This is a genomic window from Pseudomonas sp. 8 R 14, assembly GCF_900005955.1.
In the GTDB taxonomy this organism is placed as follows: Bacteria; Pseudomonadota; Gammaproteobacteria; order Pseudomonadales; family Pseudomonadaceae; genus Aquipseudomonas; species Aquipseudomonas marginalis.
On sequence record NZ_CVTH01000055.1, the window covers coordinates 102,477 to 125,247 of the forward strand.

Annotated in this window: 21 protein-coding genes; 8 read left to right on the forward strand and 13 right to left on the reverse strand. The window is 60.9% G+C overall.

Translation table 11 applies throughout. The features are described 5' to 3' along the window. Positions 1-39: 39 nt before the first annotated feature. Genes creC through BFQ01_RS11970 form a run of 3 tightly spaced genes read right to left on the reverse strand, consistent with a single transcriptional unit; the run spans position 40 to position 2,657 of the window. Complete coding sequence (creC, locus tag BFQ01_RS11960) at positions 40-1,479, reverse strand: two-component system sensor histidine kinase CreC (RefSeq protein WP_065925433.1); 1,440 nt, start codon at positions 1,477-1,479, stop codon at positions 40-42. Further along, positions 1,479-2,147 carry a two-component system response regulator CreB gene (gene creB, locus BFQ01_RS11965; protein WP_027605971.1) on the reverse strand — a complete coding sequence of 223 codons (669 nt, stop codon included), beginning with the start codon at positions 2,145-2,147 and terminating at the stop codon, positions 1,479-1,481. Before creB ends, creC begins: the two co-directional genes overlap by 1 nt. 9 nt (positions 2,148-2,156) lie before the next feature. Then, positions 2,157-2,657 (reverse strand): retropepsin-like aspartic peptidase RloA2, encoded by a 501-nt coding sequence (locus tag BFQ01_RS11970; RefSeq protein WP_065925434.1) that lies wholly within the window; start codon positions 2,655-2,657, stop codon positions 2,157-2,159. Positions 2,658-2,830: 173 nt separating this feature from the next. On the opposite strand from BFQ01_RS11970, the gene BFQ01_RS11975 reads away from it, so the two are divergent. Then, positions 2,831-3,718, forward strand: coding sequence for an acyltransferase (locus BFQ01_RS11975; RefSeq protein WP_065925435.1), 888 nt, complete (start codon positions 2,831-2,833; stop codon positions 3,716-3,718). Here the strand turns inward: BFQ01_RS11975 and BFQ01_RS11980 are convergent. Beyond that, entirely contained in the window at positions 3,715-4,287 is a 573-nt protein-coding gene (locus BFQ01_RS11980; RefSeq protein ID WP_065925436.1) for a DUF2780 domain-containing protein, read from the reverse strand. The genes BFQ01_RS11975 and BFQ01_RS11980 overlap by 4 nt on opposite strands. A 138-nt stretch (positions 4,288-4,425) precedes the next feature. Here BFQ01_RS11980 and BFQ01_RS11985 point away from each other — a divergent pair, with 138 nt between their 5' ends. After that, on the forward strand, positions 4,426-4,884 hold the full coding sequence (locus BFQ01_RS11985) for an anti-sigma factor (protein WP_065925437.1): 459 nt from the start codon (positions 4,426-4,428) through the stop codon (positions 4,882-4,884). Between the two features lie 135 nt (positions 4,885-5,019). Here the strand turns inward: BFQ01_RS11985 and fdhA are convergent, their stop codons facing one another. The 8 genes from fdhA to BFQ01_RS12025 all read right to left on the reverse strand — a co-directional run bounded on the left by fdhA (position 5,020) and on the right by BFQ01_RS12025 (position 14,874). Beyond that, on the reverse strand, positions 5,020-6,219 hold the full coding sequence (gene fdhA / locus BFQ01_RS11990) for a formaldehyde dehydrogenase, glutathione-independent (RefSeq protein ID WP_053130983.1): 1,200 nt from the start codon (positions 6,217-6,219) through the stop codon (positions 5,020-5,022). A gap of 119 nt (positions 6,220-6,338) precedes the next feature. Beyond that, positions 6,339-7,196 (reverse strand): formyltetrahydrofolate deformylase, encoded by an 858-nt coding sequence (purU, locus tag BFQ01_RS11995; RefSeq protein ID WP_065925438.1) that lies wholly within the window; start codon positions 7,194-7,196, stop codon positions 6,339-6,341. Between the two features lie 142 nt (positions 7,197-7,338). Then, positions 7,339-7,971, reverse strand: coding sequence for a sarcosine oxidase subunit gamma (locus tag BFQ01_RS12000; protein ID WP_027605977.1), 633 nt, complete (start codon positions 7,969-7,971; stop codon positions 7,339-7,341). Between the two features lie 145 nt (positions 7,972-8,116). Beyond that, entirely contained in the window at positions 8,117-11,134 is a 3,018-nt protein-coding gene (locus BFQ01_RS12005; protein ID WP_065925439.1) for a sarcosine oxidase subunit alpha, read from the reverse strand. Continuing rightward, positions 11,131-11,433 (reverse strand): sarcosine oxidase subunit delta, encoded by a 303-nt coding sequence (locus BFQ01_RS12010; protein WP_003194855.1) that lies wholly within the window; start codon positions 11,431-11,433, stop codon positions 11,131-11,133. Before BFQ01_RS12010 ends, BFQ01_RS12005 begins: the two co-directional genes overlap by 4 nt. A 15-nt stretch (positions 11,434-11,448) precedes the next feature. After that, positions 11,449-12,699 (reverse strand): sarcosine oxidase subunit beta, encoded by a 1,251-nt coding sequence (locus tag BFQ01_RS12015; RefSeq protein WP_010207084.1) that lies wholly within the window; start codon positions 12,697-12,699, stop codon positions 11,449-11,451. A gap of 22 nt (positions 12,700-12,721) precedes the next feature. After that, positions 12,722-13,975: a serine hydroxymethyltransferase gene (gene glyA, locus BFQ01_RS12020; protein ID WP_065925440.1), complete on the reverse strand. Its 1,254-nt coding sequence runs from the start codon at positions 13,973-13,975 to the stop codon at positions 12,722-12,724. 170 nt (positions 13,976-14,145) lie between these two features. Further along, entirely contained in the window at positions 14,146-14,874 is a 729-nt protein-coding gene (locus BFQ01_RS12025; RefSeq protein ID WP_065925441.1) for a TraX family protein, read from the reverse strand. A 90-nt stretch (positions 14,875-14,964) separates the two neighbouring features. Between BFQ01_RS12025 and BFQ01_RS12030 the strand changes: the two genes are divergently transcribed. Further along, positions 14,965-16,005, forward strand: a complete 1,041-nt coding sequence (locus BFQ01_RS12030; protein ID WP_027605982.1) for a threonine aldolase family protein — start codon at positions 14,965-14,967, stop codon at positions 16,003-16,005. A gap of 86 nt (positions 16,006-16,091) precedes the next feature. On the opposite strand, the gene gbcB is transcribed toward BFQ01_RS12030, so the two are convergent. Beyond that, positions 16,092-17,192 (reverse strand): glycine-betaine demethylase subunit GbcB, encoded by a 1,101-nt coding sequence (gene gbcB, locus BFQ01_RS12035; RefSeq protein WP_065925442.1) that lies wholly within the window; start codon positions 17,190-17,192, stop codon positions 16,092-16,094. Between the two features lie 281 nt (positions 17,193-17,473). Here gbcB and gbcA point away from each other — a divergent pair, with 281 nt between their 5' ends. The 5 genes from gbcA to BFQ01_RS12060 all read left to right on the forward strand — a co-directional run bounded on the left by gbcA (position 17,474) and on the right by BFQ01_RS12060 (position 22,624). After that, positions 17,474-18,769 (forward strand): glycine-betaine demethylase subunit GbcA, encoded by a 1,296-nt coding sequence (gene gbcA / locus BFQ01_RS12040; protein ID WP_065925443.1) that lies wholly within the window; start codon positions 17,474-17,476, stop codon positions 18,767-18,769. 929 nt (positions 18,770-19,698) lie between these two features. Further along, positions 19,699-20,193, forward strand: coding sequence for a type II secretion system protein (locus BFQ01_RS12045; RefSeq protein ID WP_065925444.1), 495 nt, complete (start codon positions 19,699-19,701; stop codon positions 20,191-20,193). Continuing rightward, entirely contained in the window at positions 20,168-20,548 is a 381-nt protein-coding gene (locus BFQ01_RS12050; RefSeq protein ID WP_065925445.1) for a type II secretion system protein, read from the forward strand. Before BFQ01_RS12045 ends, BFQ01_RS12050 begins: the two co-directional genes overlap by 26 nt. Then, positions 20,535-21,050, forward strand: coding sequence for a type II secretion system protein (locus BFQ01_RS12055; protein ID WP_256097731.1), 516 nt, complete (start codon positions 20,535-20,537; stop codon positions 21,048-21,050). The genes BFQ01_RS12050 and BFQ01_RS12055 overlap by 14 nt, the downstream gene beginning before the upstream one ends. A gap of 62 nt (positions 21,051-21,112) precedes the next feature. After that, complete coding sequence (locus BFQ01_RS12060; protein WP_065925446.1) at positions 21,113-22,624, forward strand: lytic polysaccharide monooxygenase; 1,512 nt, start codon at positions 21,113-21,115, stop codon at positions 22,622-22,624. Positions 22,625-22,771: the final 147 nt, after the last annotated feature.

The following is a 22,771-nucleotide window of genomic DNA, read 5'->3' on the forward strand; positions in this document are numbered from 1 at the left end:
TTTTGATGGGGGAGAGTCTGGGCAGCCCGTGTGGGGGATTTATGAGGGCAATGTGGAGACTGTGTGGAGATGCAGCACCACGTGCACGCCGCCCGGCACATTGCCGATCTGCAAGGTGCCGCCGTGCAGCTTCATGACTTCCTCGACAAAGTTGAGGCCCAGGCCGGTGCTCTTGCGTCCGCTTACGGGACGCGGCAAGGAATAGAAGCGCTCGCTGAGGCGCGGCAGGGCATAGTCGGGGATAGGCGCGGCCTGATTGAACAGGCTCACCTGCACGTCGTTGTGCAGCGTCTGTGCGCTGAATCTCAACACGCCACCGGGCGGTGTGAAGTCCAGCGCGTTGTCCAGCAAGTTGCCCAGTGCCTGGCGCAACAGGAAGGGCTCGCCAAACACCTTCACATCCGCCGCAATCCCTTGCTCGACGTGCAGCCCGGCGCCTTCGATTCGCGCACATTGGGCGTTGAGTACGTCATCGACCAAGGCCGCCAGCGGGATACTCGCCTGCGCCTCCAACCCCTGGCGTTGCTCCACCTGCGCCAGGTTCAGCAGACGTTCGATCAACTGCTGCAGGCGCGCGCTTTCGCTGTCGATATTGCCGACGAAGCGCTGCTGCTGTTCGCGGCTCATCTCGCCCTGCAACAGCTCGGCCGCGCCGCGAATCGCTGCCAGCGGGCTTTTCAATTCATGGGTCAGGGTGTGCACGTAATGTTCGACGTAGGCCTTGCCCTCCAGTTGCGTGCGCATGTGCTCGACGGCGGTGGACAGCTGCTTCAGCTCGCCGCCGCGATAATGCGGCAGCTCTGCCCTTCGGCCTTCACTGACGGCTTCGGCGTAGGCGGTCAGGCGACGCAGTGCAACGCTCAGCCACCACGACAGCAACGCACCGAGCAACAGGCCGAGGATGACCAGGCCCGCGCCGTACCACAGCAGGCGGCGCTCAGTGCGGTCGACATACGGCTGCAACGAGCTGTTGGGCTTGGCCACGGTGACCACGCCGATGATCTGCCCGTTATCACGGATCGGTGCGCCGACGTGCATCACCGATGAGGTGGGGTCATCCGCTGCGCTACGGGTGGAGCGCGCGCCGTATTCGCCGCGCAGGGTCAGGTAGACGTCGTTCCACTTCGAGTAGTCCTGGCCCACGGCTTCGCCCGTGGAGTCGAGCAGCACGGTGCCTTTGGCGTCGGTCACGTAGATACGGTGGTTGACCTGGTTTTTCGCCAGCCCCCAGATGGTCGCGCCGGGCTGGCGGTTGCCATAGGCCTTGAGTAATTCGGGCCAGTGGCTCTGGCCGAGGGTGCCGTGCTTCACGTCATCGCGCAGGATTTCGGCCAGCAGGTTGGCGGTGTCCACCAGGGTTTCTTCAGTGGACTGGCGCACGCCGGGGCGGATTTCCTTCATCACCGTGCTGAGCACGAAGTAACCGGTGAGGCCGATAAACAGCGCATACACCAGGAAAATCCGCAGCCCCAGGCGCATCAGCTGTTGCTCGGGCTGTAGCTGTAGCCGAGGCCGCGATGGGTCTGGATCGGCTCGGCATCGGCGGCCACGCTGCGTAACTTGCTGCGCAGGCTCTTGATGTGGCTGTCGATATTGCGCTCGTAACCGGCGTCGGCCGCCACGCCCACCGCGTCCAGCAACTGCTCGCGGCTGAACACCCGCTCGGGTTGCTCCAGCAGGCTTTGCAGCAGGCGGAATTCATGCCGGGTCAGGCTCAGGGGTTGGCCGCGATAGCTGATTTGCATGCGCTCCAGATCGACCTGGAACAGCGCCGGCGCCACACCAGGGCCGACGCGCTTGAGGATCGCCCGTACCCGCGCCGCCACTTCCCGTGGGCTGAACGGCTTGACCACATAATCGTCGGCGCCGATCTCCAGCCCCACCACGCGGTCGATCTCGCCATCCCGCGCGCTGAGGAACATCACCGGCACTTCACTGAAACGGCGCAATTGCTTGCAGGTTTCAAAACCGCTGATGTCCGGCAGGCCGATGTCGAGGATGATCAGGTCGGCGGGGGTCTGGCGCTGATGGGCCAACGCCTCCTGGCCGAGGCTCAGCCAAGTGGTGGTAAAGCCCTCGCCTTGCAGGGCGAATATCAGCGTGTCGGCTATCGCCGCTTCGTCTTCGACAATCAGGATGTGGGGCATGGGTTCAAATCAGCAGTCCGGTTTGTCGGCAGTGTAGCGACGGGCCGGGTTTACTGCTGCGCCAAATTCACGCAAGGCCTTGGCGCCGATCAGCAACGGGTAATTGAAGCTGCTGCGGTCGGTGAGGTTGACCTCGACGGTACGCTTGACGTTGCCCAGGCACATTTCCAGGTCGATCACCGGGCGCTTGGTCACAGAGGCTTCGTCTTTTTCGTCGTCTTCGTCGGCGCGGCTCTTGATCTTGCTGATGCGCGAGACCTTGTGCTCGTAGACCTTGTTGGTAGCGTCCTTGCCGCCGAGGCGGAAGCGCACCCAGTCGTCACCGTCACGGGTGAAGGTCTCGATGTCACGGGCCGACAGCGAGGCGGTCAGCGCGCCGGTGTCCATTTTGGCCTTGAAGGTTTCGCCGATCTCCGGCAACTGGATGTATTCGTAGCGACCGTAAAGGGTCGGCTCGGCGGCCATGACAGGCAGGGCAACCAGGGCGAGAGAGGCAAGAAGCAGTTTCACGAAGTGATTTCCTCGGAAAGAAGTAGGCGGATTCTAGACCGCAAAGACAGCACTTAGTTAGTCACGCCCACCATAACTGGCACATTGTGAAACATTCGTACGGCCATTTGCGATTTGGCCTCTAGACTCAGCTTGCTTATGATGGCCCGCCCACAAGATTCCAAGAGTTACTTATGCGCCGCCTGCTCACCGGCTGTTTGGTTTCACTGCTGCTGTTGCTCAACACTCTGGTCCTGATCGGGCCGCTGCTGGTGTTTGCCCTGCTCAAACTGGTGGCGCCCGGGCGCTATCGGGACTACGCCTCATGGGCGGTGATGTGGATTGCCGAGACCTGGGCCGAGATCGACAAGCTTATTTTCGCCTTGTGCATCCCCACCCAATGGGACATTCGCGGCGGCGACGAGCTGCGCGGCGACACCAGCTACCTGGTGATCAGCAACCACCAATCCTGGGTGGACATCCCGGCGCTGATCCAGGCCCTCAACCGCCGCACACCGTTCTTCAAATTCTTCCTGAAAAAAGAACTGATCTGGGTGCCCTTCCTGGGCCTGGCCTGGTGGGCACTGGATTACCCATTCATGAAACGCTACACCAAGGTGTTCCTGGCCAAACACCCGGAGCTGGCAGGGCAGGATTTAAAGATCACCAAGGAGGCGTGCGAGCTGTTCAAGCGCCAGCCGGTGACCGTGGTCAATTACCTCGAAGGCACGCGGTTCAGCGAGGCCAAGCGCAAGCAGCAGGCTTCGCCATTCACTCACTTGCTCAAGCCCAAGGCGGGCGGCGTGGCGTTTGTGCTGGCGGCAATGGGCGAACAGCTGGACGCGGTGCTCGACGTAACCGTGGTCTATCCGCAGCAAAAGATTCCGGGGTTCTGGGATTTGATCAGCGGCGCGGTGCCCAAGGTGATCATCGACATCCAGACCCGTGAGCTGGACCCGGCGTTGTGGCAGGGGGATTACGAGAATGATCCGGCGTTTCGCCAGACCGTCCAGAACTGGGTCAACCAGCTCTGGACGCAGAAGGATGCGCGCATCGAACAACTGCGCGCGGAGCGTATTTAGCTACCGGTGCCCCAGGCCTGGGCCAGTTTACCCAGCAGCGAGCTGTTGGCACCCTGCCCGCCCAGGTATTGCAGGATCACCGGGGCAAACTGGCCGACCATGCCACTGTCCATCCCCAGCGCGCTGAACGCGGTGTTCAGGTCGCTGGTGTTCTTCACGTTACCCAGCAGGCCGTCCAGGCCGCTGGTCTTGCTGCCGCCGGCCTGGCCGAGCATCCCGCTCAAGGCCCCGAGGCTGCCCAATGCATTGTTACCCGACAGTTGGTCGAGGCCCGGCACGCTGTTGCCCAGCTGCGAATAGTCGTTGCCGCTGAGTTTGTTCTTGGCCAGGCCCAGCATCGCGCCGGTACCGCCGACGGCCTGCTCGGGAGTGATGTTCAGTTGCGAGGTCAGGGCGCTGAGCAGGCCGGCCGTCTCGGACGACGGTGCAGCAGCTGCGGCCTTGTTATTGCCCCCTTGCATGCCGGAAATGGCATTGGCCGCGTCGCCAAGGCTGAACCCTGCGGCAAACACCGGGGTGGCGGCCAGGCTCATCAGGCAGGAAAGGGCGAAACCGCGTGAAATCTTCATCGAGACAACCTCTGGGTGTAGGGGGTGAAAGCAGGCGTTTGACTGGGTATCCGGCGCATTGTTCCGGGCGCCCCAGGAACCCAATGGCCAGGTCAGAGTCCATGAAACAACGTCAAAAACTTGCCAGGAAACAGCCCTATGAGCGCGACCCGTCCCCAAGTGATTGAGCCCAAGCCCCCCTTCTGGAGCCGCCCCCGTCTGTTTATCGGTGTGTGCGTGGCCATAGTCGCCGGCCTCGGCGGCGCGTTTTACACCCAGGACAACGTCAAGTCCGCCGCCACCCTGATCACCACCACCCAACAGCCGGCGGCGCAGATCATGGCGCACAAGGATTACCTGGAAGTGCAACCCATCGCCATCACCGCACCCGCGCCGGACCAGAGCCTGGAACTGTGGGCGATACCCGACGGCGGCAAGCCCGTGTCACTTGGACTGATACCAAAGGATGGCGAGGGCATCATCGGCTTGAACCCGAGGCAGCAGGCCTCGATCAGCAAACCGGTGGAATTGATGGTGAGTGCGGAGAGCAAAGGCGGCTCAGTGAGCAAGCAACCGACGGGACCGACCGTCTATCAGGGGGCTTTGGCCAACCGCTGATGTTCCAAACACCACAACCCACTGTGGGAGGGGGCTTGCTCCCGATGGCGTTGAGTCAGCCAGCAAATAGGTAACTGACTGAACGCTATCGGGAGCAAGCCCCCTCCCACATTTGGGTTTTCGTATGCCTGGGATTTACGCCGCACTAAACAACTTATGCGGATCAATCACAAACTTCTTCGGCACGCCCGCATCGAACTCGCCATACCCACGTGGCGCGTCATCCAGGCTGATCACCTGCACGCCGACGATCTCGGCAATGTTGATACGGTCCCACATGATCGCCTGCATCAGTTGGCGGTTGTACTTCATCACCGGCGTTTGCCCAGTGTGGAAGCTGTGGGATTTTGCCCAGCCCAGGCCGAAGCGGATGCTCAGGCTGCCCATTTTCGCGGCGGCATCCACAGCACCTGGATCTTCGGTGACGTACAAGCCAGGGATACCGATCTTGCCCGCCACGCGCACCACGCCCATCAGTGAGTTGAGCACTGTGGCCGGGGCTTCGGCCTTGACGCCGTCGTGGCCGTGGCCGCGGGCTTCAAAGCCTACGCAGTCGACGGCGCTGTCCACTTCGGGCTCGCCGAGCAGCGCGGCGATTTGTTCGTGCAGGGGGGTGTCGGTGGACAGGTCGGCAATTTCAAAACCCTGGGCCTTGGCGTGGGCCAGGCGGATCGGGTTGACGTCGCCGATGATCACCACCGCGGCACCCAGCAGGCGTGCAGACGCGGCAGCCGCCAGGCCGACCGGACCGGCACCGGCGATGTACACGGTGCTGCCAGGGCCAACGCCGGCAGTGACGGCGCCGTGGTAGCCGGTGGGGAGAATGTCGGAGAGGCAGGTCAGGTCACGGATTTTCTCCATGGCCTTGTCACGGTCCGGCAGTTTCAGCAGGTTGAAGTCGGCGTACGGCACCAGCACGTATTCGGCCTGGCCGCCGGTCCAGTCGCCCATGTCGACGTAGCCGTAGGCACCACCGGCACGGGCCGGGTTAACGGTGAGGCACACGCCGGTGTGTTGCTCTTTGCACGAGCGGCAGCGGCCGCAGGCGACGTTGAAGGGCACGGAAACCAGGTCGCCGATCTTCAGGTTTTCGACGTCGCTGCCCTTCTCGATCACTTCACCGGTGATCTCGTGACCGAGCACCAGTCCGGTCTGGGCAGTAGTGCGGCCGCGCACCATGTGTTGGTCGGAGCCGCAGATGTTGGTGGAGACCACGCGCAGGATGACGCCGTGCTCAATCTTCCTGCCACGGGGGTCCTGCATTTTGGGATAGTCGATTTTCTGTACTTCGACCTGGCCGTTGCCGAGATACACGACACCACGATTACCAGACATGCTTTCACCTCGCTGTTGTTTTTATGGAACTGCGTTGCCCTTTTGGGTGGGCAGCGCGTTTAAGTGCTCGGGTACAGATGCTGTTATTGCGTTGTTTGTAAGGGCCTCATCGGGAGCAGTCAGAGCACCACAGTCCTATTGGCGTTCAAAAACACCCGTCGCTCAATGTGATACCCAACGGCCCGGGCCAAGGTCAACCCTTCGATGTCCCGCCCCTTCGCAATCAAATCCTCGGGATAGTGACTGTGATCCACCACCTCCACACCTTGGGCGATGATCGGGCCTTCGTCCAGGTCGTTGTTGATGTAATGCGCCGTGGCACCGACCAGTTTCACCCCCTTGTTGTACGCCTGGTGATACGGCTTGGCGCCCTTGAACCCCGGCAGCAACGAGTGGTGGATATTGATGGCCTTGCCGTCCAGCTTGCGGCACAGCTCCGGCGACAGCACTTGCATGTAACGCGCAAGGATCACCAGTTCGGCGCCGGTCTCTTCCACCACTTGCCACACCTGACGCTCCTGGGACGGTTTGTCGTTAGGGTCGAGGGGGAAATGGTAGTAGGGAATTTGATGCCAGTCGGCCAAAGGTTTGAGATCGGGATGGTTGGACACCACCGCGACCACGTCCATCGACAGTTGCCCGATACGCTGGCGGTACAGCAGGTCGTTGAGGCAGTGATCGGCCTTGGAGACCATGATCACCACTTTTGGCCGGTAGTTCGGCGCCGTCAGCTCGAAGATCATGCCAAAGGCTTCACCCCGCGAGGCCAGGCCATCGCGGAACGCCTGCTCATCGAAGCCATCCGGCTGACGGAATTCCACGCGAATAAAAAACCGGCCCGAGAGGCGGTCATCGAACGAGTGGTGCTCGGTGACGTAACAGCCCTGCTCGAACAGGTAGCGGGTGACCGCGTCCACCGTGCCGAGCACGCTGGGGCAGTCGGCGGTCAAAATCCATGTATCGGGTGCGCGGCTCATTACAGTTAACTCCTCATACAGCGATGCTGCTTACTGTAGGAGCGAGCTTGCTCGCGAAAAATCCAAGGGCGCCGCGTTCATTCAGGATGCGCGCGTTATCGTTGACGTTTTTCGCGAGCAAGCTCGCTCCTACAGGGTCATATCAGGCTTGAACGCTCAGGCCAAATTCGGCCGAGGCGTCCTGCAACCACAACCACCAGTAATCCGAGAAGCTGCGACGAATCACCAGCTCCCAGGTGTCTTCAGCGGTATGGCGAATCACCAGCTGCGACTTGGCGAACACCGTGCCCACCGCCTTGCCCACCGGGAAGTTGTTGGGGTGCACGTCATAGCTGGTGGACTTCATCAGCACATCGCGCACGTTCGGGCCGCTGAGTTCGAGGATCTGCTGGCCGCCGCTGACGTTGACGACTTGGATATGCAGGTCACCCAGGGCGGCGCGCAGGTTTTGTTCGGCGGCGAATTCCTCACCGCCTGGCACGATCAGCAACCACTCATCCGGGCCGAGCCATTGCAGGCTGGTTTCACCTTTGACGATGACCTGCAGGGCGCCGGGCAGTTCGATGCCCAGGGCCTTGTGCACACCGGCGGCGAAGGCCGCGTCATGGCCGTCGCCACGGATCGTGAGATGACCAAGCAATTTCTTTTCGCGCACGGTCACGCCGGCGTTCTTGCGGCCCTTGCCGACCAGGCTGGCGAGGTCGGCATGGTGCAGCGACGACTCGGCCTTGGCACCGGAGGTGGGGCGTTGCTGGTAAACATTGGCTGCTGTCATGGAGCACCTTTCCTGAATTCTGTTGTGAGGCTGATGGCCTCATCGGGAGCAAGCCCTCTCCCACATTTGAAAGTATTCACACATCAAAATGTGGGAGGGGCGGTGCGACGATTCGACTTGCTCCCGATGGCCGCGCCGCGGTCTATCAGATGTTCTGCCGATCACCCTTAGGATCAAAGAACACCGAAGACACAATCTCCGCCTCGATCACGCTGCCATCCGCCTGGGGCGAGAACACCCGCTCACCGATGCGCTTCAAGCCACCCTTGACCACGCCCATGGCAAACGAATAACCCAGGGAGTTGTGCGCGTAGCTGGAGGTGACGTGACCGACCATCTTCATCGGGATCGTCTGCTTCGGATCGAACACCAGTTGCGCGCCTTCCGGCAGCCACACGTTCGGGTCGATCGGCTTCAAGCCCACCAGTTGCTTGCGCTCTTCACGCACACAGTCTTCCCGGTTCATGCCGCGCCAGCCGATCCACGAGAACGGCTTGGTGCGACCGACACACCAGCCCATGTTCAGGTCGTCCGGGGTCATCGAGCCGTCAGTGTCCTGGCCGACGATGATGAAGCCCTTCTCGGCCCGCAGTACGTGCATGGTTTCGGTGCCGTACGGGGTCAGGTTGTACTTCTTGCCGGCCGCGACGATCTGTTCCAGCACGCCCATGGCGTAGTCGGCCTGCACGTTGACTTCGTACGACAGCTCACCGGTAAACGAGATACGGAACACCCGCGCCGGTACGCCACCCACCAGGCCTTCTTTCCAGGTCATGAACGGGAAGCCGTCCTTGTCCAGGTCGATGTCGGTGACTTCCGCCAGCAGCTTGCGGCTGTTGGGGCCGGACAGGGTCATGGTCGCCCAATGGTCGGTGACCGAGGTGAAGTACACCTTGAGGTCCGGCCATTCGGTCTGTTGGTAGATTTCCAGCCACTGCAGCACACGGGCGGCGCCGCCGGTGGTGGTGGTCATCAGGAAGTGGTTGTCGGCGAGGCAGGCGGTAACGCCGTCGTCGAAGACCATGCCGTCTTCCTTGCACATCAGGCCGTAGCGCGCCTTGCCCACGTCGAGCTTGGTCCAGGCGTTGGTGTAGATGCGGTTGAGGAACTCACGGGCATCCGGGCCCTGGATATCGATCTTGCCGAGGGTGGACGCATCCAGCAGGCCGACGCTGTCGCGCACGGCCAGGCATTCGCGTTTTACCGCAGCGTGCAGGTCTTCACCGTTGCGTGGGAAGTACCATGGGCGTTTCCATTGGCCGACGTCTTCGAACTCGGCGCCGTTTTGCACGTGCCAGGCTTGCAGGGCGGTGTAGCGCACCGGCTCGAAGATGTGCCCACAGTGCCGGCCCGCCACCGCGCCGAAGGTCACCGGCGTGTAGTTGGGGCGGAACATGGTGGTGCCCATCTGCGGGATGGTCACGTTCAGCGAGCGCGCGGCAATCGCCAGGCCGTTGACGTTACCGAGCTTGCCCTGGTCGGTGCCGAAGCCCAGCGCGGTGTAGCGCTTGACGTGTTCCACCGACTCGAAACCTTCGCGGGTGGCCAGTTCGATGGCGGCGGCGGTGACGTCGTTTTGCAGGTCGACAAATTGCTTCGGCGCCCGTGCGGTCGCTTTCTCGTGAGGCACCTGGAACAGCGCCAGGGTCGGCTCTTCCAGACGACTCAAGGCTTTTGGCAGCGTACCTTCCACCGGGGCAAAACCGGCGTCGCTGGCGGCGCGCACGCCGCCTTCAAAGCCATCGGCCAGGGAATCGCCAAGGCCGTAGACGCCGTTGATGCCACCGACGCACACGCGTTTCTGCGGGGCTTCACCCGGTACAAAGCCGAGGATGTCTTCGCGCCAGGTCGGCTTGCCGCCCAGGTGCGAGGCCAGGTGGACCACCGGGCTGTAGCCGCCGGAGCTGGCCACCAGGTCGCAGTCCAGCCATTCGCCGGGGCTGGTGACTTTATGCGCCTTGACGTCGATCGCGGCGATACGCGCAGCGGTCACGCGCTTGGTGCCACGGGCCTCGATCACGGCGCTGCCGGTGAGGATACGAATACCTTTGGCGCGGGCTTCTTCAACCAATGCACCGCGTGGGTTGTGGCGCACATCGGCCACTGCCACCACTTGCAGGCCCGCATCCAGCCAGTCCAATGCAACGCGGTAGGCATGGTCGTTGTTGGTCGACAGCACCAGTTTCTTGCCCGGTGCCACGCCGTAGCGGCGCACGTAGGTAGACACCGCACCGGCCAGCATGTTGCCCGGCACGTCGTTGTTGCCGTACACCAGCGGACGCTCGCACGCACCGGTGGCCAGCACCACCCGCTTGGCACGTACACGGTGGATACGCTGGCGCACCACGCCAATCGGCGCACGGTCACCGAGGTGGTCGGTAAGGCGCTCGTGGATGGTCAGGAAGTTATGGTCGTGGTAGCCGTTGACGGTGGCGCGGGGCAGCAGCACCACGTCCGGCAGGGCTTTCAGTTCGGCGATGACACTGGCGACCCACTCGGTGGCCGGCTTGCCGTCGAGGCTTTCGCGGGAGTCGAGCAGCGAACCACCGAACTCTTCCTGCTCATCGGCAATGATCACCCGCGCACCACTGCGTGCTGCAGCCAGTGCAGCGGCGAGGCCGGCAGGGCCGGCGCCGACCACCAGCACGTCGCAATGACGGTTGAAGTTGTCGTAGGTGTCCGGATCGTTCTCGGTCGGCGAGCGCCCCAGGCCGGCGGCCTTGCGGATGTACTTCTCGTAGGTCATCCAGAACGATTGCGGGTACATGAAGGTTTTGTAGTAGAAGCCCGGCGGCATCAGCTTGCCGCCGACCTTGCCGAGGATGCCCATCATGTCGTTGTTGACGCTCGGCCAGCCGTTGGTGCTGGTGGCGACCAGGCCCTGGTACAGCGCCTGTTGCGTGGCGCGCACGTTAGGGATTTGCGTGGCTTCGGTAGCGCCGATCTGCAGCACGGCGTTTGGCTCTTCGGCGCCGGCGGCAAAGATGCCCCGTGGGCGCGAGTACTTGAAGCTGCGGCCGATGATATCGACGCCGTTGGCCAGCAAAGCAGCGGCCAAGGTGTCGCCCTCGAAGCCTTTGTAGCTCTGGCCATTGAAACTGAAGGTCAGGACTTTGTTACGGTCGATCCGGCCACCGTTGGACAGGCGATTGATCTGGCTCATACCTTCTCTCCAGAGGCCTTGGCGGTGAACTGAGGCTTCTCACCGATCTTGTAGGTTTCAAGAATTTCGTAGGTCACGGTGTCGCGGGTCGCGTTGAAGTACTGGCGGCAACCGGCGGCGTGAATCCACAGTTCGTGGTGCAGGCCACGGGGGTTATCGCGGAAGAACATGTAGTCGCCCCACTGCTCGTCGGTGCAGGCATTCGGGTCCAGCGGGCGCGGGATGTGCGCTTGGCCGGACGCGTGGAATTCCTCTTCGGAGCGCAGTTCGCCACAGTGAGGACAGAAGATATGCAACATAGGGAATTTCTCCTGTTAGTGGGCGACGGCCGCAGCGCCGTGTTCGTCGATCAACGCACCGTTGTGGAAACGGTCGATGGAGAAAGGCGCCGCCAATGGGTGCATTTCACCCTTCGCGAGGCTGGCGGCAAATACGTTGCCTGAGCCCGGCGTGGCCTTGAAGCCACCGGTGCCCCAACCGCAGTTGAAGAACATGTTCGGTACCGGGGTCTTGGAGATGATCGGGCACGCATCCGGCGTGGTGTCGACGATGCCGCCCCACTGACGGTTCATGCGCACCCGCGACAGCACCGGGAACATCTCGACGATGGCCTGGATGGTGTGTTCGATCACAGGGTACGAGCCGCGCTGGCCGTAGCCGTTGTAGCCGTCGATACCGGCGCCGATCACCAGGTCGCCCTTGTCGGACTGGCTGATGTAGCCGTGCACGGCGTTGGACATGATCACGCTGTCGATAATTGGTTTGATCGGCTCCGACACCAACGCTTGCAGCGGGTGGGATTCGATCGGCAGGCGGAAGCCCGCCAGCGAGGCCATGTGCCCGGAGTTACCGGCGGTCACCACGCCGACGCGCTTGGCGCCGATAAAGCCCTTGTTGGTTTCCACACCGATGCACACGCCGTTTTCCTTGCGGAAGCCGATCACTTCGGTCTGCTGGATCAGGTCCACGCCGAGTGCGTCGGCGGCGCGGGCAAAGCCCCAGGCCACGGCATCGTGACGAGCCACGCCGCCGCGACGTTGCACGGTGGCACCGAGTACCGGGTAACGGGTGTTTTTCGAGCAATCCAGATACGGAATCTCGTCGGCCACTTGCTTGGCATTCAGCAGCTCGCCATCCACGCCATTCAGGCGGTTGGCGCTGACGCGACGCTCGGAATCACGGATGTCCTGCAGGGTGTGGCACAGGTTGTAGACGCCACGCTGGGAGAACATCACGTTGTAGTTCAGGTCCTGGGACAGGCCTTCCCACAATTTCATCGCGTGTTCGTACAGGTGCGCCGACTCGTCCCACAGGTAGTTGGAACGCACGATGGTGGTGTTGCGCGCTGTGTTACCGCCGCCCAACCAGCCTTTCTCGACCACGGCCACGTTGGTGATGCCGTGCTCTTTCGCCAGGTAGTAAGCCGTCGCCAGACCATGCCCGCCGCCGCCGACGATGACCACGTCGTAGACCTTTTTCGGGGTCGGCGTGCGCCACATCTTCTGCCAGTTTTCGTGGTGGCTGAGGGAGTGCTTGAAGAGGCCGAAGCCCGAGTAGCGTTGCATAGTCATTACTCCAAAACCGCGCTCAGCGATAAACCGGGAAATCAGCGCACAGGGCAGACACGTGCTTGGCCACGTTGGCCTCGACATCGGCGTCGCCGAGGTTGTCGAGGATGTCGCAGATCCAGCCAGCCAGCTCGATGCACTGCGGCACCTTGAAACCGCGCGTGGTCACCGCCGGGGTGCCGATGCGCAGGCCCGAGGTCACGAACGGCGACTGCGGGTCATTCGGCACGGCGTTCTTGTTGACGGTGATGTGGGCGCGACCGAGGGCGGCATCCGCCTCTTTGCCGGTGAGGCCCTGACGGATCAGGCTGACCAGGAACAGGTGGTTATCGGTGCCGCCGGACACTACATCGTAGCCGCGTTTGATAAACACGCTGGCCATGGCCTGGGCGTTATCGATCACTTGCTGCTGGTAGGCCTTGAAACCGGGCTCCAGCGCTTCCTTGAAGCACACCGCTTTGCCGGCGATGACGTGCATCAGCGGGCCGCCCTGGGCGCCAGGGAAGACGGCGGCGTTGAGTTTCTTTTCAATCTCTTCGTTGGCCTTGGCCAGGATCAGACCGCCACGGGGACCGCGCAGGGTCTTGTGGGTGGTGGTGGTGACCACATCGGCGTACGGCAGCGGGTTTGGGTACAGGCCGGCGGCGACCAGGCCGGCGACGTGGGCCATGTCGACGAACAGCAGCGCGCCTACTTTGTCAGCGATAGCGCGGAAGCGTGGGAAATCCAGGGTCTTGGAGTAGGCGGAGAAACCGGCCACGATCATTTTCGGCTGGCACTCGACGGCCAGACGCTCGACTTCGTCGTAGTCGATCAGGCCGGTGTCAGTGTTGATGCCGTATTGCACCGCGTTGTACAGCTTGCCCGAGGACGACACTTTGGCGCCGTGGGTCAAGTGACCGCCGTGGGCCAGGCTCATGCCCAGGATGGTGTCGCCCGCGTTGATCAGCGCCAGGTACACGGCGCTGTTGGCGGACGAACCGGAGTGCGGTTGCACGTTGGCGTAATCGGCGCCGAACAACTGCTTGGCGCGCTCGATGGCCAGGGCCTCGACCTTGTCCACGTGCTCGCAGCCACCGTAGTAGCGCTTGCCCGGGTAGCCTTCGGCGTATTTGTTGGTGAGGCCGCTGCCCTGGGCCTGCATCACACGCTTGCTGGTGTAGTTCTCCGACGCGATCAGCTCGATATGATCTTCCTGACGCTGCTCCTCGGCGTTCATGGCCGCCAGCAGTGTGTCGTCATATCCCTGGATCTGGTCTTGTTTGCTGAACATCGCGTCTCTCCCAGCCTTTCGTATTGTTGAGGCCCGTGCAGGGCCCTTTGATGCGATGGTAGGGCTGGCGCAGACAGGCCAAATGCCTGCGCACGCCACGCAAAGGTGCGTTTACGACATTAGAGGAGCGCCACGAAATAAATGTGGAATAGGGCTTGTGTGGGAGGGGGTCAGGCGATGATCTGACGGACCAGTAGCAGCAGGAGGAAATGCACTGGATATAAGGCATACGCCCAGCGGCGCATAGGCGGTGGCGAGACATTTTTGGCATGTCGCAATAAGACCAAGCCCGCCAACGGCGCGATCAGACACGCGACCAATCCCAGGAGCGCCACTGGCGTGGCGCTATTGAGCAGGATCTGCCATTGGTTGGCGGCCACGCAGACCCATCCTGGCAACACACTGAAGTACCAAGGCCGACGAAACACCAGCAACATCGCCAGTGGCAGCAACACACCAAAGAAACCGAACATTAAGTGCGACGAAAATACCGCCGCTATCGTGACGGCGATCAGCGCCAATCCTCGATCAAAAAACGCCTTCTGCTGCCATCCTCGGGCAACCAGCAGCCCCAACGCCAAGGTGGGCAGCACGTTCAACGTATCGGCGTCCTCGATAAACAGCCGATACGGCACTTCGCTGATCACGCTGAACAGCAGCAGCCAGCCCAGGTAGCGCCACTGGCCGGTCACCGGCGCATTTCGGGCCCGGTGCAGGTTCGCCGCAATCGCCAGGCAAAACCACGGAAACGCCAGGCGCCCCGGCACATACAGGCCATCGAGGCTCAGACCGACATAACGCAGGTGGTCCAGCACCATGCTCAGCAGCGCCAGCCACTTGAGCAAATCCAAAGCGCCATCACGGACGCGTCCGACAGGCATCGTTTCAGAACCGTGCATAATTCCCCAGTGACTTTGCATTTACAGTGCGTGCGCAGCGCCAACCATCTTGGTTACAGTGCGCACCAACATCGACCACAGGAATGGGCCATGACCGACAAGAGCCAACAATTCGCCAGTGACAACTATTCGGGCATTTGCCCCGAAGCCTGGGCCGCCATGGAACAAGCCAACCAGGGTCATCAACGTGCCTACGGTGATGATGAATGGACCCACCGCGCCGCCGACGGTTTCCGCAACCTGTTCGAAACCGACTGCGAAGTGTTCTTCGCCTTCAACGGTACGGCCGCCAACTCCCTGGCGCTGTCCTCCTTGTGCCAGAGCTACCATAGCGTGATTTGCTCGGAAACCGCCCACGTCGAAACCGACGAATGCGGCGCGCCGGAGTTTTTCTCAAACGGCTCCAAGCTGCTCACAGCCCGCACCGAAAACGGCAAGCTGACCCCGGAATCGATCCGCGAGATCGCCCTCAAGCGCCAGGACATCCACTACCCCAAACCCCGCGTAGTGACCCTGACCCAGGCCACCGAAGTCGGCAGCGTCTACACCCCGGAAGAAATCCGCGCCATCAGTGCTACCTGCAAGGAACTGGGGCTGAACCTGCACATGGACGGCGCACGCTTTTCCAACGCCTGTGCGTTCCTCGGCTGCTCACCCGCCGACCTGACCTGGAAAGCCGGAGTGGACGTGTTGTGCTTTGGCGGCACCAAGAACGGCATGGCCGTGGGTGAAGCCATCCTGTTCTTCAACCACAAGCTGGCCGAAGACTTCGACTACCGCTGCAAACAGGCCGGCCAGCTGGCCTCGAAAATGCGCTTCCTGTCCGCCCCTTGGGTGGGACTGCTGGAAAACGACGCCTGGCTCAAACATGCGCGCCACGCCAACCACTGCGCGCAATTGCTCAGTAGCCTGGTGGCGGATATTCCCGGTGTGGAGCTGATGTTCCCGGTGCAGGCCAACGGTGTGTTCCTGCAACTGTCGGAACCGGCGATTGCCGCGCTGACGGCCAAGGGCTGGCGCTTCTATACCTTCATCGGCAAAGGCGGTGCGCGGTTCATGTGCGCGTGGGATACCGACGAAGAGCGAGTAAGAGAATTGGCCGCAGACATCCGCGAAGTCATGGGCGCCTGACAATGACTCACTGATGTGCATAAAACAAATGTGGGAGGGAGCAAGCCCCCTCCCACATTTGGATTGTGTTGTGCCTGCTCGAGCAATCAGAACTCGATGCGCACATCGCCCTTCGGTACGCTGCAGCACGACAGGATGTAGCCTTCGGCTTCGTCTTCCTCGGTAATCCCGCCGTTGTGGTCCATCTCCACCTCACCGCCCAGCTTCATCACCTTGCACGTCCCGCAAATCCCCATGCCGCAGGCCTTTGGAATCAACAGACCAAGCTTGGCCGCCGCTGCGTGGACGGTCTCGCCAGGGGCGACGCGAATGCTCTTGCCCGAGGCGATGAACTCCACCTGATGCAGATCCGCCAGGTCGATTTCCGGGGCATCCGCCGCTTGCTCGGCCTGCTCCACCGCGTCGGCGCGGGCTTCCGGCGGCGTAGCGCCGAAGGATTCCTCGTGGTAGCGCGCCATGTCGAAACCGGCGACTTCCAACAGGCGTTTCACCGCATTCATGTAGGGCGTCGGGCCGCAGCAGAACACTTCGCGCTCAAGGAAGTCGGGCACCATCAGTTCGAGCATCTTGTGATTCAAGTAGCCGCGATAACCGGCCCAGGGCTCGCCCAGGCCATGCTTTTCGCAGATCAGGTGCAGGCTGAAGTTGTCGATCCGCGACGCCATATGCTCCAGCTCGCGGTGGTAGATGATGTCCTTGGGCGAGCGGGCACTGTGGATAAACGTCATGTCGACGTTGGCGTTGGTGTCGTAGAACCAGCGCGCCATGGACATCACCGGCGTGATCCCCACGCCGCCACTGAGGTACAGCACTTTCGGGCTGGGGAAGTCGATGGCATTGAACAACCCGACCGGCCCGTGCACCGCCAATTCCTGGCCTTCATGCAGGGTGTCGTGCAGCCAGTTGGACACCTTGCCGCCCGGCACACGCTTGATGGTCACCGAGAAGCTGTAGGGCACCGACGGCGAACTGGAAATGGTGTACGAGCGCATGATCGGCTGACCCTCGATCTCCAGCTCCAGGGTGACGAACTGCCCCGGCTTGAAAAAGAACAGGATCGGCTGGTCGGCCATAAAGCAGAAGGTGCGCACATCCCAGGTTTCCTGGATGACTTTGACGCAACGGACGATGTGCCGACCATTGGCCCAGGTCTGGGTGGTTACCGGATTCAGGAAATTATTGGACATGTTGTTCTCCACCGCCGACGTCGGCCTTATGGTGGCGATTCTGCGTAACGCGGGAACCGCCCATTTACCTATCTGCGACATTCACATACTTATCGCGACCAGCCCCCATGCCACGGGGGTTGCGCGTCGGGAACAGAGTGGGCCATGTCGCTCATGGATAAGGTTCGGCGCATCAGCAGCCCCACACTCGCTCCCAACAACGACGTTTTCTTTACGCCTTGCTGCAAACCTGATCAGCCACTATTCGTCGGCCACACAGAATGGCCTTGAGGACACACACGATGGACGTCACCGCAACCTTAAGCTTGGGCGATCCGCTGGAACCCGCACGCAAGGCCACCGCGCAAATGCTGCAAGAGCGCGAGCGCACGTTTTCGCTGCCGCAGCCGTTCTACTCTGATGAGCGGCTGTTTGATATCGATATGCAGGAGATCTTCCAGAAAGAGTGGTTGATCGCCGGCATGACCTGCGAAATTCCCGCCAAGGGCAACTACCTGACCCTGCAAATCGGCAAGAACCCGATCATCGTGATCCGTGGCGCCGAAGGCGTGGTGCATGCGTTCCACAACGTCTGCCGCCACCGGGGTTCGCGCCTGTGCACCAGCGACAAAGGCAAAGTCGCCAAGCTCGTGTGCCACTACCACCAGTGGACCTACGAGCTGGACGGGCGCCTGCTGTTCGCGGGCACCGAGATGGGTGCCGACTTCGACATGAAGCAGTACGGCCTCAAGCCTGTGAACGTGAAGACCGCCGGTGGCTACATCTTCATCAGCCTGGCCGAAAACCCGCCGGCCATCGATGACTTCCTGTCGACGCTGAACCATTACATGGAACCGTACGACATGGAAAACACCAAGGTGGCGATCCAGACCACCTTGTTCGAGAAGGCCAACTGGAAACTGGTGCTGGAAAACAACCGCGAGTGCTACCACTGCAACGCGTCGCACCCCGAACTGTTGAAAACCCTGCTGGAATGGGACGACGTCACCGACCCACGCGCCGACCAGGCGTTCAAGGACCACGTAGCCGCCTCTGCAGCCGCCTGGGACGCCGAGAAGATCCCTTACGCCCACGCCAGCTTCGGCCTGCGTAACCGTATCGTGCGCATGCCGCTGCTCAAGGGCACCGTGTCGATGACCCTGGACGGCAAGCAGGGCTGCGCCAAGCTGATGGGCCGCATCAAGAACCCCGACCTGGGCTCGATGCGCATCCTGCACCTGCCGCACTCGTGGAACCACTGCATGGGCGACCACATCATCGTGTTCACCGTGTGGCCGATCAGTGCCCAGGAAACCATGGTCACCACCAAGTGGATCGTGCACAAGGACGCCGTTGAAGGCGTGGACTACGACGTGGAGCGCATGCGCCAGGTGTGGGACGCCACCAACGACCAGGACCGTCGCCTGGCCGAAGAGAACCAGCGCGGGATCAACTCCACCGCCTACCAGCCTGGCCCGTACTCCAAGACCTATGAGTTCGGCGTGGTGAACTTCGTGGACTGGTACAGCGAGCGCATGTTGAACAACCTCGGCGCAGCCCCGGCGCCTTACCTCAAGGGTGTGGCTGCACACGAATAACCGATACCCACAACTCAAAACTGTGGGAGGGGGCTTAAGGCTTTTTGTAGGAGCGAGCTTGCTCGCGAAAAACTCACAAGCGCCGCGTTCATTCAGGAAGCACGCGTTATCGTTGACGTTTTTCGCGAGCAAGCTCGCTCCTACAAGAAGCGATGTACGCGACCGGCATTAGGGCCCCCTCCCACATTTGAACCTCACACTGCTTAATATTTGATCAACTCTCTCGCAGACCACTGGCAGCCTGCCCTCCAGCCTTTACCCAACAACTTATCCACAAAGCCACCCACAGCAATTGTGGGCAACTGCGCTATCCAACCAAAATTAATTGAAGAAAATCCGTGACTTATTCAAGTTGACGGTTCCAACGGCACATTGATCATTTATTGATCAAAACCCTACAAGCTACGTAGAACGCGACCTGTAGCGGTACGCAAACACCTTATCCACAGAACCGCCAACAGACTTTGGGGGCAACTTCGGCAGCGCTGTGGAAAACCGCGTCAAACCTTCATATACCAACGGTTTCAGCTATATTCCTGGGGTTTAGCGGCAATTTGATCAATAAACAACCAGACGACGGAAAGCCTCTATTCATAAGGCCTGTAGCGGATAGCAAACATCTTATCCACAGAAGCGCCAACAGACTTTGGGGGCAACTCAAACCGCTGCTTCCTCCTTATCCACACAAAAAAGCACCAGAAAACCGTAACTTAGCTTGGTCGTTTTTCGTACAGGAGCTTGCAGGCCTTGATTTACGGGGCGTGTGGATAACCACCAACACCTTATCCACAGCCAGGCTCACAGCGTTTGTGGGTAACCGCACAACCTGTACAAAAAACACCCAGCATCTACACTCACCCTTGCAGTCAATTCCATGGCCTGGGTTAACGCGGAAGTCCTTGGCAGCCTGATCGGGAGGAAGAACGGTGATGTGGCAGGGCAAGCCCAGCCATCACTGCGCCAAAGGTTTTACGCTGATTGAATTACTACTGACGCTGGCCCTGCTGGCCACGCTTGCGACAGTGGCTTATCCGCTGACAGCATTGATGGGTAAACGTGATCGAGAACTGGACCTGCAACGTTCGTTGCGGGAAATCCGGCGTGCGATCGATGCCTACAAAGACGCCAGTGACGATGGCCGCATTGAAAAGAGCATCACCGACAGCGGTTATCCACCTTCCCTGCAGGTATTGGTCGACGGCGTAACGGACAACACCCATCTGCAAGGCAACAAACTCTATTTCCTGCGACGTATTCCCCGGGACCCATTCTGCGAGTGTCCCGAGCTGGCGGCTGACAAAACCTGGCAATTGCGCAGTTACAAGAGCAGCGCCGACAACCCACAAGAGGGAGAAGATGTATTCGACGTTTCATCCCGAAGCACCCGGGAGAGCTTGAATGGAACGTCATACAGCCAATGGTGATCGGGGTTTTACCCTGATTGAGTTGCTGGTGGTCATGGCGATCATCGCCACCCTCATGACCCTGGTCACCCCGCAGTACTTCCGCCAGCACACCAAGGCCCAGGAAACCGTGCTGCGCCACAACCTGTCTTCCATTCGCCAGGCCCTGGACCAATACCGCGAGGACCACAGCGCCAATCCCGAGTCCCTGCAAGCCCTGGTGGACCGTCGCTACCTGCGCGAGATCCCCATGGACCCGCTGACCGGCAGGCGTGACACCTGGCAACTGCAACCTTCGGACGAACAAGGCCTGGGCGATGTACGCAGCGGTGCCACAGGTGCCGACACGAACGGGAGCGCCTATGCAGATTGGTAGGCACAACCAGCAGGGCTCGGTGTTCATGGGCATGTTGGTGACAGTGGCCGTGGTGGCCGTGATGCTGATGGAAGTCGGCACCCTGTGGTCCAGCGTGCTGCAGCGCGAACGCGAGCTGGAACTGCTGGCGCGGGGCAATGAAATCCGCCGGGCGATCGGGCTGTATTACGCCGCCGGCAACACCTACCCCAAGTCCCTCGACGACCTGGTGCTCGACCGTCGCCAACCCACCACCCAGCGCTATCTGCGCCGTGCCTACACCGATCCGCTGACTGGCAGCGCCGAATGGGGCGTAGTCGCGGGCCCAGGCGAAACGTTCATGGGCGTGTTCAGCACCGCCCAGGGCACGCCGTTCAAACAAGGCAATTTTTCAGCCATCAATCAGAGTTTTACAGGACAAGGCAGTTATCAAGGGTGGGTGTTTCTGTTTGGTCCTGGGCAGAACAATCCTGCAACCCGCATCGCTCCCATGGGAGTTCAGCCAACCAATGATGCCAATTGAATAAGCACACTGATCGTTCCAGCAGTTCGGAACTTGTTTATCTGGATTGAGGTGGATTAAGCATGAATAACTTACAGCGGTGCATCACACACTTAGCGAAATGGTTGTTGGCGGCGGTCTTGTTGGCACCGGCGCTGGTCATGGCCCACGGTGCGGTGGACAAGCCCATTGCACGGCAGGTCTATTGCAAGACGCTCCCGGATTTCTGGTCAGGAAGCCCGAGCGATAATGGATGTGCGGCCTTGGCCGCAAAAAGTGGACAGTATCCAGGCCAGCAATGGAATGAAGTGGCCCATTTGATCAGGCAACCGGGTTACGACGACCCTGAAATCGTCAAACGAGAAGTGCCCGATGGCAAACTTTGTTCGGCGGCTGACAGCAAGAAAGATGGCCTGAACATTGTGTCGGACCAGTGGCATCGCACCGACGTTACGCCCACCAATGGCATGATGGATGTGCGCATCATCGGCACTGCGCCACACGTGCCCAGTTTCGCGAAGGTCTTTCTCACAAAACCGGGCTTTGACCCGACCAGGTCGCCGCTGACCTGGAATGACCTGACGCTCATCCACACCCAGCAGTTCGAGCGCGCGCAAACCGACTGGGGCAATAATCCACCCATCATGTCGGGAGCCTCGGGGTACTTCAAGTTCGCTGTACCTATCCCATCGGGGCAAACGGGCAACGCCACGCTGTTCGTGCAGTGGCAGCGTATCGATCCAGCGGGTGAAGGGTTCTATAACTGCAGTGACATCAACATCGTCGGTGCCGGAATCCCGGAGCAGTGGGTCGATATCGGCCAATTCATCGATCAGGTCATGGAGACCCTCAAACCGGGTGACTCAGTCCACTTCCGCATCCTCGACAACACACCGGCGGCCAGGGAAGTGGTGGACATTACCCTGCCCATTACCGCGAGCAACCTCGACCCGAACATATGGGGCCAGCAATTGGCGAATCAGATCAACCCAAGCATTGCCAAGGTAGGAGAAAAAAAAACCGGCAATATTGTATTCAATACCAGCGATGCCAGCGCCAACTCGGTTTACACATTGGCGAAGGGTTACAGCCGTGCAATGGCGATCATCCCTGGCAGCGAAACCCCGACAAACCCTACGGCGCCTGTCGCGAAAATAACCGGGCCCACCACCATGCAATCCGGCCGGCCGTTTACCTTCAGCGCCAGTCAGTCCGTGGGGCACAACGGTCCATTGCTCTACAGCTGGACTGTTATCGGAATGAACCGGCCCTACAACCAGATGACTGTAAGCGGTGTGGCGGTTAACGTTCCTCAGCCGACGCAGCACGAGGTGCGATTGCTGGTACGGGACGAGCAGAATGGCAAGACCGGCCTGGCGCGGCAGACCTTTACCGTGACCCCTTCCAGTGGCGGCGGGGACTATCCGGCCTACAAAGAAGGCACTGCGTACAACGCCGGCGACATCGTGAGCAATAACGGCAAAAACTATAAGTGCAAACCTCACCCCTACACCGCGTGGTGCGCAGGCGCCGCCTGGGCGTATGCCCCCGGCACGGGCACAGCGTGGGACCAGGCCTGGGACGAAGTTCGATGACCCGCTCGAACGCATATTCAGTTACTGGATAAGCATAAGAGCCAAACGTTATAGGGCGCCTCACGGCGCCTTATATCGAGCAACGCTACAGTTGAAGATGTACTTGAATTGAAAAGGTTCTAACGCAGTCCTACCGGCGGTGCCCGC